Origin of the sequence: Bacillus sp. V5-8f (assembly GCF_002863565.1) — a bacterium.
In the GTDB taxonomy this organism is placed as follows: domain Bacteria; phylum Bacillota; class Bacilli; order Bacillales; family DSM-1321; genus Peribacillus.
This window is the reverse complement of sequence record NZ_PGUW01000026.1, coordinates 1-15434: the sequence shown is the minus strand read 5'-3', so window position 1 is coordinate 15434 and position 15434 is coordinate 1. Positions and strand designations below refer to the sequence as shown.

The window sequence follows — 15434 nt, the reverse complement described above, 5'->3', positions numbered from 1 at the left end:
ATGAAGAGCTGTTCTTCAGAGTATGATTAGCGAAGAAAGAATAATAACATTACTTTAAAAGGGTGGGTTTGATATGGCAGCATTAAACAATACACAAGCATATACATATAAGACTGCAAAATTGGATCGTGATATTATGCATAAAATTGGAGTTAACCATGTTAACCTCTCTTCAAATGCTATAAATTTTATCCTATTTGTAGCTAACTGCATAGATGGTGCTGATGGTCGGATCTACGTGGATAGGGACAAAATCCGTAGAGAATTACATATGCAAAAAAAGACATTAATCCGGGTTATTCAAGAGTTAAAGGATAAGGAGCTATTATCTGAGAAAAATGGTTTTCTAGTTTCTCACTTTCATGTAACCACAAACGGCGAAACAGGCCAATTAAGATACATGAAAAATCTTAAAAAATTCAATTCGTCCGAAGTATTTTCTATGAAGAAAAACGCTAAACGTTTATTACTTAAAATTGCTGCAATGGGAACTGTTGGCTTACCTAAGCGAACGTCTGTTGAAAATCTATATAGTAACAAGTTGCATGACGAACAATTTGGCGTATTTTATCACGATTCTTACCAAGAATTTTCTGCAAATCTTTTTCAGCTTATTGAGAAAGATTTAATCCACGTTGGGATCGGCAAAAATACTTTAACCAAAGACACTGAAGGCTATAAAGAAAAATTCCATGAATATTGCGAATTCGATGCTGAAAACGGAAAAGTACGTACTAAGTCTTTAAGCAAACATCCGATTTCTTTGAAAATAAATCACGATCTCAGCAAAGCCAGGAAAGAAAAGAGTTTTGAAGCTCTTAAAAATGTAGCTAATGAAGAAGAATTTAAGTTCTTTGCTTCACAATACCAAATTTGCTGGGAGCTGCTTCGACCTGAAACAATTCCTTATTTTATTGGAATGAAGAAAGAATTGATAGCCCGTCTTGGACTTTTAGGATTAGAAATTTATCGTAAATCTCTAATTAAATATTTTGCTGAGCATCAAGAAAATGTTCTATACCACGACCTTATTATCGATGAAGATGAAACGAAAGCGGCTAATTACATGAAGGATTTCTATATTCTTGAAGAAATCAAAAAAATCATTGTAGAGACGTTTGTTTCGTCGCGTTCAAATAAGGATTCTTTATTATCTTCTGAACAAAGAGATGAACTGATTCGTTTCTTTTATGATAAGGGTTCTGTTAATCACAAGATTAAGTTAGATGAAGAATTAACAGGCTTAAATAGTGAAAACATATCTTTATATTCAGAGGTATTGGAAACAAACATTAAGGATTTACCGGGCCATTTAAAACCTTTTAATGTCTTGTTTAAAGATATTCAACTTATCTATCAATCTATACCACTTGTAGGAGAATCGGATATTAATACTCACAAGATTATGGTGAGGAAGTTAGCGGAACAGAACTTGTTAACAAATAAAGTAAAATTACAAGAAGCTGTTAATGAACTAAAGAGCAAGGTTTCTTTTATCTCTGGCCGTTATCCTAATCCATACAATAATCTTACGCAAGTCATTCAAACTGATGAGTTGGGATATCTAGAAAAGCTTAAAGGTACAAGGAAAGCGAGTCCTCTAAAAGTTGAAATTCCAGACTGGATTTTGAAAGTAGATTGAAGTGACTGATGATACATTAAAATTTTAGTGTATTATCGGTCTATTTAACGTTATATTAGATTATCAGTCCCCTTCATAGATCCCCAGGTTAATATCAAATGTTCGCACAAAAACCTCACCTAAAAAGGTAGAGGTAATTTTTTTGTTTGGAAAATGTAAAAAAATTACTTATTTTTAATTATTAGATTTATCGATATTAAAATTAGTTGATATATATATAACATTAACGCAGCAATAAATTCCATTAATACATTTCTTAATTTAATCAGTATTACTATATTAGGATTATTAAGTAACATACATTTTTTTACAATTATTATTCTTAGTCATAAACCCTTGATATAACAGGCTACTATTCTAATTAATAATCAATATCTAAAAATCCTAATTAAATATGGTATGTCTTTTAGTATAGGGTTTGGTTTTAAATATGGAATGAAAGATGGGATGCGATAAACGCGCTCCCTCTCCTAAATAATACACGGATACACAGCGTGTATAGATATAGGACTTATAGTTTACTTGCCAGATACCACTCTGTACGACAAATCCAACACTAAACGGTGCTATTACAATTATTGGTTTACACCCTCCGTTGAGCAGAGATTCATGCGTGTTCTTCTTGGTTCATAATTATCCCTGTTTATTGCTGCATGGCCAAACTTCAAAGTATTGAACATGAATTGGTTGGTCCTGTAAAATAAAGGTACTAGATTGAATCAAATTATGTTTATACGTATTATGCTTAAATTTTCAAATATTAAATTCGTCAGTACCTTTATTAGATGGTTCCCCTTATAAGCAAGTAAAAGAAATGACTGTATTTCTATATCTGTCTTGCTAGACCAAGAAAATGGGGCTAAGAAGTTTTATGAAGGAAAACATTGATGGATTGTTTAGCAAGTTACATATTGGCGGTTGAAATAATTAATTAATAATTAAGAAATTTATTAAGTGATAATATTCAGGAGAAAGCAAATTTAGAGGTGATAAAATGTCGACACCGGGAATTGGAGATCCATACTGGTACGAATGGTATGTTGGTTTAGAACGAATTATAGAAATGATTAATCCTGACAGCAATATTACATATGTAATTTTTCAATCAGAAGTTCATAATACGATAGATGATGTGGTTGTAGGAGTTGGAGATAAGGAAGAAGTATGCTTTCAAGTTAAGCATGAAGTCGGGGATGCAGGGAAGGGCAATCTTACGTTTTCAAAATTAATTGATTCAACCACTAGGGAAAATGGAAGTACCAAAATGAGTTTAATAAAAGCATTAGCTAGTGGTTGGGAAGAAGCTAGAGAAAATGAGAGCAAGGTTATTACACCAGTTTTATATACTAATAGAAAATTAGGGGTAAATAGAACAACAAGAACCTTTGATGGCGAAAGGTATAAAGCAATATCGTTAGAGGAATTTATACAACAAATAAAATCATATGTAGAACAACCAAATTCTATAGTAGAAATTAATAGATTAATTAATGATAGAGATTTAAGAATCCAGTGGAATGAATTTAAAGCATCAATAGGTGAGGATTCCTTAGTACTAGATTTTCTAAGATCAGTTGTAATTAGAAGTAATGAGGGTTCATTAGAAGAATTAGAAGATTCGATGCTAAGATCATTACAGAATGCTTTTAAATGTAATCTACTGGTAGCAAGGGGGTTATTTGATAAGCTTTGTTCTAATTTGAGGATTTGGACAACTACTAGAAGGAAAGATAAAGTAAAAGTAACAATTGAAGATGTATTTGATGCTTTATCACTAAATAATGATAAAGAGCATGGGGAGCATGAATTACCTTATCCAATGCCTTTTTTTAAAAGTCGTCAAGAATTCGCTTATAGTGTGATTCAAAATATTAAAGAAAAGGATCAAAAAGTAATATGGATATCCGGTGAACCGGGAAGTGGAAAAACAAGTCTTATAAGTTATTTGCAATTAAATCATAATCTTTTTAAGGCTAGATATCACACGTTTAAACCTATTTCACCTGAACAAAGATTTTACGATGTTGATTCAGGTTTAAGTAAACCTGAATTCCTATGGAATGACTTATTGATTCAATTAAGAAAATATTTCAAGGGAGAGTTAAACAAATATAATATTCCTGTTACTAACGCGTTATGTTCTGTTGAGCAAATGAGAAAAGAAGTAATTCGTTTAGCGAAACTTTTAGCTGATAAAACTGGTGAAGAGGTTATCATCTGTATAGATGGTATTGATCATGCAGCGAGAGCAAATAATGAGATAACTTTTTTGCATAGCTTATTCAACCCTGATGAAATTCCAGTAGGTGTAGTATTTGTAATTGTAGGACAACCTGCTCAATTATACGACCAATATCCACTCTGGTTAAAAACTGGAACTGAACACGTAGAACATTTGCAGATACCACCTCTTTTAAAAGAAGATATTGTTGAGTTGTTGAACATAAAGGAGATAAAACTTGATATTAATATTAATGTTTTATCTGAGTTTATTTTTGAAAAAACAAAAGGGAATAATTTATCAGTAGCATTTGCAGTTGAAGAAGCTAAATATTGTAATATAATTGAAGACTTTAAAAGGATATTAGATGAAAAAATTGTGAGCGGTGATATAACAAATTACTATAGCCATATATGGAAATTTGTATCCGATTGTTTAAATAAAAAGAACTTGGGATTTCCTTTTCCAGATAAAGTAGTAGCAAGTGCGATAATTTTATTGAATGGAAGAGTAAATTCCTATATTTTAAGTAAAGCCCTAAATGTAAATTTACAAAAAGATGATTGGGATGAATTGCTAGAGTTGCTCTTTCCTTTAGTACAGAAAATTAATAACAATGAATATGCAATATTTCATAATGATTTTAGAGTCTTCTTGATGGCTAATAACAGTAGTGGTGCCAAGTATAAAAGTATTGCATTTCAACTAGCTGAATATTTTATGCGAGATAATTATAGTATACAGAGTTTAAACAATTTGATACCGCTATTAATCAGTTCAGATAGGAAGGATTTAATATCAGAAGTTTTTAATGTAGAGTATGTAATACATTCATTGGCCAATGGAATGTCGAGGGGGACATTGCAAGAATATGCAACCTTGGCTTATCTTTCTGCTATTGAATCTAAAGATTGGAAAAAATACAATAGCGTTTACCTTGCTATAAACACAATGTACCAGCATTTTCGTTACTATGAATATTATGAAAAGGATTATAAACTACAGGATAGGTCATATACGAAAACTTTAAATTACTATGAATTAAGAGCTGATGAGTTAAGGCAAGACAATCTAGGAAGCTATAAACTCATGTTGAAATTTTGTATTGATTTATTAACATATAATGATCCTATATCCTACTTTAGAGCAAGCTGTACTTTTAATCTATGGATGAAGGATTTCAGCCCAGCATCTTTTATTAGAACAATTACCTCAGAAGAGAATAGTGTGATTTGGGATCAAAGTTTATTAGATGAAATAATAACAAACTGGGCGTATTTGGCTATAAAGTTTAACAAGGACTATGCTAAGATAGATAAATCTAAACAAACAGATGTTGAAATACAGTCAACTTTATTATTTAATGACACTTATTTTGAAAAACTAATTGAAATGAACGAAACTGATAAGGCACTTGAAATTATTTATCATGGTGGAGTTTCTTATAAATGTATAGAAAAAAATATAATAAATATCTTATTTGATAATCAGATTGAAATTTACAATAAGATTTTAGCTAGAATAGCTGAGGAAAGAGAACTTTCAAATGATGTCTTATTAGCCCATGTTTGCCTAATAATTAATAATCAGATTCCTCCAGTAATAGATTTGAACGGGTTTGAAAATTTTAATTATATTACAAATGACACTAGTTTTAGAGCTATTCTTTTATCAATAATTATAGGATTCCAAGAATTTAATAAGGATACGATAGTTGGATTAAGTTTTATAAATAATTTGATAAAAGAAACCGCAAAGAAGAGAGATGAAGATAAGGATTACCAATATCTAAAAAATCTGACTCGCCATGGCTTTTTTATAGGTAGAGCTATAAGAGAATTGAATAATAATAAAAACACAAACACTAAAAAGCTGCTTATCACAAGTTATAGAGACTTTTTAGAATATAAGACCAAAGGTGTAAGAACTTTTAATTTTAATGAAGGATTTAAAATACTGTTATTTATATCTTTAAATCAAAGGAATCTTTTAACATCCATTGAAAATGACTATCTTTACGAGTTATTAAAAACGCATTTATTTGAAAGAAATTTATTAGGAATGCATTATAAGACTATTATATTAGACTTTTTAACTAGGAATGAAAACACAGAAATAGTAAAAAGATATCTATTAGAACTGTATGGGGAAAACGGTGAAAAACTTTTTCTAGAAAGTAATTATGAAGAAACCCATCAATGCTTTAAAAAATATGGTGAAATTGTAGTTCCGGATTTCATGAATGAGATTGATAAGAAGTTACACTGGGATGTTGTTAGTTATGTGGATCATAAGGAATATGCTTTATGGCCATTACTAAAATATTTTAAGAAGATTATCAAACAGTGTCCTTCTGAGTGGCAAACTAGAGGTTTAAAACTATATCAGTTATCTAGTATAGCAGATATAAAAGGGAATAATAGAGCTTCATATGATATACAAAAGGAAATTGCTTCTGCTGCAGTAAAAAGCGGGATTACTGATGTCTGGAAACTAAGACAACAAGATGAAAAATTTCGTTTTTCGCTAAGTATAATATATGATCAGCTATTTGAGTTGGTAGAAAGTTGTACTGAGGCTAAAGATATAGTTTCTATCTGGATATTGAGCTGCGGAATATTATCTTGGTATAACAAAGAAGATAGGGTAGGGTTAAAAAATATTTATTTGAAATGTGTAAACACAGGTAAAAAATTTGGTTTTGAAGAAATTGATAGTTTATTAGCAGAAATATCACCAGAACATGCAAAGATTGCTCTTTTCCAAGAAAGTAGTAATGATCAAATAAAAACTCGTGATGAATATAGTGAAAGAAGAAAATTAGAGGAAGAACATTTAAAATTAAATCTAATTGAAATGAAAACAGACGAAATAATTCATTTTTTGGAATATGAACAGGATTCATTAATGAGGTGGACCTCTGTTAATATTGCATGGGATATAATTGAAAAACGTGGTGAAAACACTAAAAATATAGCTGAAAAATTTACTGGATTTATTTTAACTAGACTAGAAAAATATGCTTGGGAACAGTCTGGATGTAGAAATATTGTGGAAAAACTTATAGGGATACTTGATAAAGACTTTTTGTGGATTTTGGCTGAGTATAATATAAACAATCTGTATGATGATGACAATTATTATACTTGTAGCTCTAATATGGAATTTTTATTACAATATGCAGGTGACTTGCTATCTATTGAATTTGTAAGACATATTTTCGATGAAGAATTAAAATGTCATTATGCTTGGATCACTGGATGTGGACATTTAAATTTTAATTCGGAAATAATAGAACCATCGACTAGTAGGTTGCTGATACCTACAAATATTTTGGAATTAACGTGTAATATTCTTATAGAACAAATTTCAACTAGGAATATTCACAGAATTGAAATCTGTTTACAAGGTTTACAGTTATTAGTTGAAAGATATTCAGAAATATTTAAGTTCATTTCGGAATCATGGGAATTATATACTGATGAACAGAGAGAATATCTAATATTAATGTCACAAAGATGGTCACAAGAAAATATTGAAGGACTCAATATTTTATATTCTTGTATTGAAAAAGAGTATAAAGAGACAAACGACTTAGCTAAAAAGATTCAACTATATTCAACTATTAAAAATAGAAATGAAGATGAGATTCAATATAAAGCTGAAGAGATAAGGTACGAGCTTCCTATCGATTATCCTTCAATATTTAATAAGTCTAAGATAAGTAATGCAGCGGAAAGATTTTTAAGTATAATGGAAAGTTTTACTTATAATCCTAATGATGATATTAGATATTTTTTACAAAGTGAGAAGAAATCACTACGACAGGATTCCTTTTTTCAGGATGCATCTAGACCGGGAGACTCTATGCTTTTCCCACGGTCATATACTGAATTAGATATGAAGATTCTGTATGGCGAAGAGAAAAAGAAACGGTGGAGAAGTGTCCCTTTATCTATAAAAGCTCAAGCTTTATTGAATACAGATGATGCTTGGGTAATTACAAAAATACCAAAGGTTACTTATGAAGAAGAATGGGATATAGAGAATGAACTAAAAAAATATCTTGGAGAAAACTCTTTGTCGAAAGGTAAACCATATTTGAAGGGGATATTAGAAAAAAATGTGCCTGATGATATGTATGTTATAGGTGGGGTAATTTGGTACCCGGTTGGTAGTAGAGATGGAATAATTTATATGGAAACTGCAAAGTTAGTTAAAAATAACGTATTGGTAAAGGATTTATCAATAACTAAATCTCTAAATATGGGGGGAATTGTCTCACGATATCTTTCAGGGGATGAAGAATTACTAATTATTGAAGAAGAATTCTTGGAAAATACAGGAGTTTGCTTGACGAATGAACTTGTAGGTACTAGTGTGTTTGTATATGGGAATACTATGATGTATCCTTCGCCTATATTAAAAGATTTATTGAATATAACTCCTTCAAGGGAAAATCCATTAAGATGGATAAATAAAGAAAACGAAAGCATTTTAGAATTTGAACGCTTTGTTTTTCCGAGTAGAGAGGCCATTCATGAAAATTACTTTAGACAACCATTATTGTGTAGATGGTTATGTGATAAGGGGGTAATAGATAATTTAGTTAGTAGATTTGGATTAACTTACTATAAAACTAATAAATTAAAGACTATGCCATATTTATACTGAAAAATATAAAGTGGAGCATTGGAAAGGTTGTAGACACTGGAATTACCCAGTGTCTTTTTTTGCATGCAATATTTTTAGTATATGAAATTAGTGATTTCTACGGGAATTCCATCGCACTCTTTTAATAGATAAGAATTATTACGAGAGAAACTTGTTATAAATATACTCATTTGAAAAGAATTGTATATTTTTACGTTTTATTTTAAATTTATGGATATAAGACAGCTATTTACAATTTTTCGCTACAAAAGGTTTTATTCTTTTATAGTAAAATCATCTTAATAATAATAGACGAGAATAATAAAAAACCTGTCTTTTGACTTACTATTAAATAGGTTATAATTTCCTTGTAAATCAGATATAGGAGAGAGAATTCAAATAAATTGTTAGGTGTGAAAATTAATGTTCATTAAAAGAATAAAAGTAGATAAATTCAGGAAATTAGAAAATTTCGAGTTGGAATTTCCAGAATCTAAGATAATGGACTTAGAAAAGGATAAAGAAATGAGACTCTCAGTAATAATTGGTGAGAATGGAACTGCGAAAACAACTATTTTTCAATTGATAATCAATAGTTTTTTTCCAATTGAAAGGTCTAGAGAGATGGGTAAATATGAAGTGAATTACAAATTGAAGGGAAATGAATATACTAAAACATCTTACACTGATTGTTTAGAACATCCTTCAAATATTGTTGTTTCCTCTTATACTCCTATAGATAAATTAGATGTAACAAAAGAATTAGGGAGTTCTAAAAACTTTTTTCTACAAAAAACGAATATAAATGATCAAAGTATAAAAAGATTATCAACACGTATATTAAAGAAATTTGCGTCCAATAAATTTGAAGAAGTCTACTCAATCTTAAAATATATTGGGTATGAAAAAAGAGAATTATACTTTGAGCTATCAGAGTTTCAACTAAGAACTCATTATGCCTTAGATAAAGTAATAAAAAGGCTAAAGGTGATGAAGGATGAAGAATACAACCTATCTTATTTGAATTTAGATTTAAAGGTTGAAGAAAAAATACATAATTATGTAAAAACATTAGATGAACTATCGAGTCAAATGGGCGTACGTAAAAGGACTAATTTGTTCAAAACTAAATTTGAGAGGGCATTTTCTAAGATTTCAAGTAATATAAGAGATTATGGGAATTTAAGTTTTAAAGGGGAACATTATATACTAGAAACATTGTTTATTCTGGAAAAATTTTCTATACTATTCAAAATTACAAAAGATTATGAATCAGCCTATAAAAATGGTAAAAGTAGATTATTATCCATAGCAGATATATATTATTACCCCGGTGGAAATCAACAATTGTTATGGGATTTGGAGTTTTTAGATCTTTTCTCTTTTAATTTATTGAATGATGTATGGTTTGAGAATAATTTTAATAGTGACCCTTTTCCAATCTCGATGTTAAGTTCAGGGGAGTTAAGTATGTTTATGAGATTTTTTGATCTACATGAGCATGTAAATGAAAATTCTGTTGTTTTAATCGATGAACCAGAAACACATTTACATCCTAAATGGATAAGGGGATATATAAAGACACTAATAGATTTATTAGGAGATAGAAAATGTCATGTAATTATTGCTACTCATTCCCCATTGATAGTTTCTGATGTCACAAAGAACTGTCTTATAGGCTTAAAAAAGGATAGATATTCAATTAAGCAAGTAAAAGTTAATGACAAAACATTGGGTTTAAATTATGAAGATGTTCTTTCTGATATATTTAATATAGAAGATCATAAAGGTGAAATGATTAATGAATATGTAGACGTAATTGAGAAGTTATTGCAGATTGGAGATATTGATAAGGCACTAAATATATATTCACAGATAGCTGATAGTGAGATTAAATATCAATTATTTTTAAAGATTAAGGCATTTAGAGAATTAAAAGGTGATAGAGATGTATAAAGTAGAGTGGTCAGATAAAATCGAGGAATTAATCGGGCCATATCATGATTTTGTTGCTGAGATATTAAATTTTGTAAATGAAGAACCCAGGTTTGAAGCTAAAAATGAGTCTGATATAGATATTTTAGTTAAAAAGATGCAGGATTTGAAAAAAGATGCAGATTGTAAATATAGTTTTTTGGACGTAGCTACAGGAACTAACTTAAAGAACCATATTTGTGAATTAAAGTATGAAGGTATGGATTTATTTGAAAAGTACAATGAGTTTGTTGTTAATTATAAAAATTTTCTTTCCCAGGATTGGATGGATATTACCTCGTACTCTAAAGAAGTAACTAAGGCATTCGAATATTTTTATTCAGATTTAATCCATGGAAAAATTTTCAATAAAACAATTGGGGAAACTAATGCAATACGAGAATTAAGGGAAGAATTAACTCTTGAAAGTACTTGTCCATATTGTGATATTCATGAAATGGAATTTGATTCATCCTCAGTAGATCATTTTATTCCCAAATCTCGGTATCCATTACTAGCTATTTATCCCAAAAACTTAGTTGTTGCGTGTTCTGCTTGTAATGATAGAATAAAGCAAGAAAAATTGTACTTACCTATTATGCATCCATATTTTGATAACTTAGATGATTATTTTTATTTTACTTATAAAAATGATTGCATTGAAATTGAATTCTTTGAACCAATTTCACTTTTAGATAAAGAAAAGGTACTTAATTTCTTCAAACTCTTTCACTTAAAAGAAAGATATAATAAGTATTGTAGAAGGAAATTAATAAAGTTGAAGGAAGAAATTCAGCGTAATGTCATTAAACAGATTAAATATATTGAAAATATAACTATTAATGATATTCAATTAAAAATCAAAGAAGAAATTAAAGACCAATATGTAAATATTTTGAAAGAAAAAAAGATAGATTCTTTAACTAAGTTAAGATTAGATTATCTTAAACAATTGCAATTGAATAAAGAAGACTTGTTAAATCTTAGTATGTATATAGCTAATGAAATTGAAATTGGAACTAGTAATTTAAGAATTACAAATCCTTTTTAGGTATAAATAGATTCAAAATCCTTTCTTATACTCCAGATAAATAAGAGTGCGAAAATAGCCATTATCGCACTCTTAAATATTTCATTTTCATAAAAAATAACCAATACTTAACTACTTTATTATAAACAACCAACTTGAGGTGCATTTTGGTGGACAGGAAGGGTGGTTTTCACTAAATTTTCCTGCTGGGAGTGTTTCCGACTCCCTTTTTTATAAAGGGGTGTGTCTGATTGTGTTTATTCTTTCGAATAAGTATAGTTAGGCACACCCCTTACGTGTACCGAAAATTACACAATAAAAACGAGAATGGGAAACCATGACAAATGAAAATGGGTTACGTTGGACAACTATGAAACGCTAGGAGATCTTGTTTTACAAGATTTAACCTTATTACATGTTCCAACCGTATTAAAACAAAATAGGAATGTTAAATTTGTTTGGTGGGGAAATGGTACTTCAGAAGGTACATTTGAATAGTTGACAGAAAAAGATCAACAAGAAGCAATTATCTGGATTAAAAATGGTCAAGGTTGGGGATTTATAGGTTTTGAACAGGTAAAAACGTTCTGGATTTATAAAAAAGGACCAACCATATCCGATTTACCCGGTTAATTGATTTCTTTGGTGAAATGTATACATGGGATAAGGAATTAGATGAACATCCAGTTGATACGATTGTAGATACAGCTGATTATTATTCGGCACTCACTATAAAAAGTACTTTCCTTGTTATCTTTAAAATGACGGTGACATTCAAAGAGATCCTAATTCCTGTGTAAGCAATTATGTTGATTTGACTATCGAACAGCATGTAGCTCTTATGGCAGTCTCACAAGGTGAATGGTTTTTGATAAACCCGCAAACAGAGGTCCTGACGTAGGTTTTCAGACATACAAAATAAAAAGGTGATTTAAAAATGAATAAGGGCCAAACAAAGGGAACTAGTCGGTGGAGTATATATAGCGAAAATCGACAGGCAAATCCTAGTTAAACAGCTATCCTATCGGAACTATTATTTAGGGGTGATGATATGGGGTTCATGGCTCGTACAATCGCAGCTGAAAAGGATCTAATTGGTTTTCAGGAAAAGTTATATCAAGTAGCTCTAGAGGGTAAGCCCATCTACATTTTAATTGAGTTCATGAAATCCGAACCAGTTATAGATAAAGCCATTCATAACATAAAATCCAACGTTCACAAACAGCTGGGGTTAATGGAGTAAAAACGATATTATAAAGGAATTCGGAATTCGCTATAAAGTGGATTTTTATAGAAAGTTGGATAAGGAAGGGCTAATCGGTAACTTTGTGAGGTATAACAAGGATGAAGTACTACAGAAACATTTAGCGTGGGCGTATCCTTCTGTTTTTTTCAAATGAAGGAGCAGTATGGTGATAATTTATATGAGGGTATAACTAACCGAGCAAATAAAATGCTAGAAGAGGAATGAATATTATTGTTTAATTAATACAAAAAGAGAGAGGGATCTGTAACGATGGAGAGAAGAGTTCAAAATAACAATATTATTGAATTTAAAAAAAGACCGAAACCGCTACTACTAAAAAGCGCAAGAGATCTCTTGGACAAATCAGAAAGAGACCGTAAAAATGCTATGAACAGAATTAAAAAGATTATCTTACAAAACCAATTGTAATTCCTAACGAAAATCAAAACAAAAAGACCAGCGAGAATCTTTGTGCTGAAGGTCTTATTTCTCGTTAGTGGAAGAAATCAACAATTTTTTAATAATTTTCCAGAAGATGAATCGGGGTTACCTATGGAAGCACAATTCCGACTTTTTAACACAATGCTTTTAGACTCTGCCGAGGAAGATGAGTTTGTTTATACAGCTGCTTAGAATCAGTTTTAGCTCAGAGCATTTCTAATTATAAAAAAGTTAGATGCTTTTGTTATTTGTGCAGTGTGCCAAAAATTTATAGATAACGTAAGTAAGAAACATATCTCGGATTCTATTAAAGTTTAAATTCTTATTGTAGTGAAAATTGCAAAGCTGCAAGACGCAAAAAAAACAAAATATAAAGGGCGGTAACGGTTCCTATGGAAAGAGGTCAGTTTTGGTTCTTGGACTTTGTTAATTTAGAGTTTTTCAAGGAAAACAATTAAGAAATTTTTTAATAAGAGCATCAAATACGTATCCAGAGTTTGTTCACGCCCCGGCAGAATTAGTATTTGCCCAATATGTCCAGTGTCATATTCTTACCAAAGAACATAAGCTTAAAGCAATAAATCAATTCGGAGAAGATATGTATCCACAACTCTATGATACAAAAGACTTTGTTTGTTTTTATAAATTTCCTCTCCTGCATTTACAAAAAGGATTAGAATACTTTCTATTGTTTTCTAACGACAATAACGACCCCTTACTAGATTACTATTCAACTGATGAAGCTAAATTAGGTAAACAGATATCTGAATTTTTGAATCATTTAGATGAAGAAGAACGAAACCTTGAGTCTGGAAAGAAGAATTCGAATTGAATAATATAACACTATTATATCCCTTGGAAGAAGATAAAAATTTTTACGAAGGTGCTATTTTTCACATCTTAGGGCAAAGTATTTGGCTATATAAAAAGCAATTTAATGCATATATAATGTCAAACGTGTCGTAAATATATCGAAAAACCTAGTAAAAGACAGATTGGTAGTGTTCTTAAAGGTTCTAACGCGTATTGTGGTGACGCTTGCAAAGCAGCAAGGCAAAGGTGAAAATATATACTAAGGGCTTGTTATTTGTAACACACGCCTTAAAGAACATATTTACTCTATATATAAAACCACCTATGAACAGGGGGAATTAACATGAAAAAAGTAATCAGTATTTTAATAGCTTTTTCATTAGCATTAGGAGTTTTTTGTTTACCAGGGGCTTCCAAAACAGAGGCTGCTTCGGTTAAAGGAGTAACTAAGTATAGTACAACCAAATATGCAGAGAGACTTTACTACAACAGTGCCGTTACTAAATCAGTGTTAAAGGAAATTGAAAAACAGCTAGATAAAAATAAATCTCTCAATAAAGTGAAACATCCCAAACGAATGTGCTTTTAAATTTTGGAATGCAGCAGTGGACCGAGCAAAATCATATTTAAATATTGCGGCTTGCATTTTCTACCACTCAATTAAATGGGCAGATGAAGGAAAAGGTGATGAAATCGTTTTCTATAAATATTTAGGTGGATTTCCAATCGCGAAATCTCAATGAGTTTTCTCCTAATTAAAAAGAACCGATTAACTGTCGGTTCTTTCGTTTTCATCATAGAATTTCATAAACATCTTAAAATATGATTCAGGTCACATTCCATTTGATTCTTAGGTTAATTGGTTTACTTTATTTAAAACAATAAAAATACATTTGTTAACATTTACAACCATATCAGGAAATGTGCATGTGCAAGTAATACAATTGTTCTTGATTTAAATATTTTTAGCATTTATATGTTCACATCATTGTTTAGTTATTTTTCTAAGTTCTTCAAGTGCATTTTGCCAATCATAATAATGGTCAGGCTCACCTAATGAAGAATGGTCTTCTAAGCCTCCGAACACATTTTCAAATCTACCCTGCATTTTGTTTTCATTATCCGTTATAATTTTTCAGTCGTCATAAAGAACTGTCCCTTTAAAGGATTTTTATTTATGGTTCCATTATTCTGCACTGCTGTTTTGTATAATTAATAAGAGATAAAAGTGAGGGATACATATGATGAAATTCTTAATTAAGGAAGAGGTGGATTTCAACCTTGAGGATGATAAAGAACTCACCTTTGATGAAAAGGATATCGAGGATGACTTAGAATGGGAATATGAACAAATTCCTCTTCCCTCGTTGGATGAACCCGCTGCTACGATTGATATAACTGATCAACCAGAGTT

The 15434-nt window shown here is 30.4% G+C and carries 7 protein-coding genes; all 7 read left to right on the top strand.

Features of this window, described 5'->3' with window-relative positions; genetic code table 11:
* The first annotated feature begins 73 nt into the window (after nucleotides 1-73).
* Nucleotides 74-1642 (top strand): hypothetical protein, encoded by a 1569-nt coding sequence (locus CUU64_RS20450; protein WP_101635525.1) that lies wholly within the window; start codon nucleotides 74-76, stop codon nucleotides 1640-1642.
* Nucleotides 1643-2636: 994 nt separating this feature from the next.
* Nucleotides 2637-8537 carry an ATP-binding protein gene (locus CUU64_RS20445; protein ID WP_101635524.1) on the top strand — a complete coding sequence of 1967 codons (5901 nt, stop codon included), beginning with the start codon at nucleotides 2637-2639 and terminating at the stop codon, nucleotides 8535-8537.
* A gap of 402 nt (nucleotides 8538-8939) precedes the next feature.
* Complete coding sequence (locus tag CUU64_RS20440) at nucleotides 8940-10472, top strand: AAA family ATPase (protein WP_101635523.1); 1533 nt, start codon at nucleotides 8940-8942, stop codon at nucleotides 10470-10472.
* Nucleotides 10465-11541: an HNH endonuclease gene (locus tag CUU64_RS20435; protein ID WP_101635522.1), complete on the top strand. Its 1077-nt coding sequence runs from the start codon at nucleotides 10465-10467 to the stop codon at nucleotides 11539-11541. Before CUU64_RS20440 ends, CUU64_RS20435 begins: the two co-directional genes overlap by 8 nt.
* 477 nt (nucleotides 11542-12018) lie before the next feature.
* Nucleotides 12019-12153 (top strand): hypothetical protein, encoded by a 135-nt coding sequence (locus tag CUU64_RS22820; RefSeq protein ID WP_257985612.1) that lies wholly within the window; start codon nucleotides 12019-12021, stop codon nucleotides 12151-12153.
* 418 nt (nucleotides 12154-12571) lie between these two features.
* Complete coding sequence (locus CUU64_RS20430; protein ID WP_257985611.1) at nucleotides 12572-12763, top strand: hypothetical protein; 192 nt, start codon at nucleotides 12572-12574, stop codon at nucleotides 12761-12763.
* A gap of 1600 nt (nucleotides 12764-14363) precedes the next feature.
* The gene (locus tag CUU64_RS20420) at nucleotides 14364-14609 is read left to right on the top strand and encodes a hypothetical protein (RefSeq protein WP_101635520.1); all 246 of its coding nucleotides are present in this window, start codon (nucleotides 14364-14366) and stop codon (nucleotides 14607-14609) included.
* Nucleotides 14610-15434 lie beyond the last annotated feature (825 nt).

What these genes read in the sequence shown, in the direction of transcription:
- CUU64_RS20450 (WP_101635525.1), top strand. Translation starts at nt 74, where the DNA reads ATGGCAGCATTAAACAATACACAAGCATATACATATAAGACTGCAAAA.
- CUU64_RS20435 (WP_101635522.1), top strand. Translation starts at nt 10,465, where the DNA reads ATGTATAAAGTAGAGTGGTCAGATAAAATCGAGGAATTAATCGGGCCA.
- CUU64_RS20440 (WP_101635523.1), top strand. Translation starts at nt 8,940, where the DNA reads ATGTTCATTAAAAGAATAAAAGTAGATAAATTCAGGAAATTAGAAAAT.
- CUU64_RS20430 (WP_257985611.1), top strand. Translation starts at nt 12,572, where the DNA reads ATGGGGTTCATGGCTCGTACAATCGCAGCTGAAAAGGATCTAATTGGT.
- CUU64_RS20420 (WP_101635520.1), top strand. Translation starts at nt 14,364, where the DNA reads ATGAAAAAAGTAATCAGTATTTTAATAGCTTTTTCATTAGCATTAGGA.
- CUU64_RS20445 (WP_101635524.1), top strand. Translation starts at nt 2,637, where the DNA reads ATGTCGACACCGGGAATTGGAGATCCATACTGGTACGAATGGTATGTT.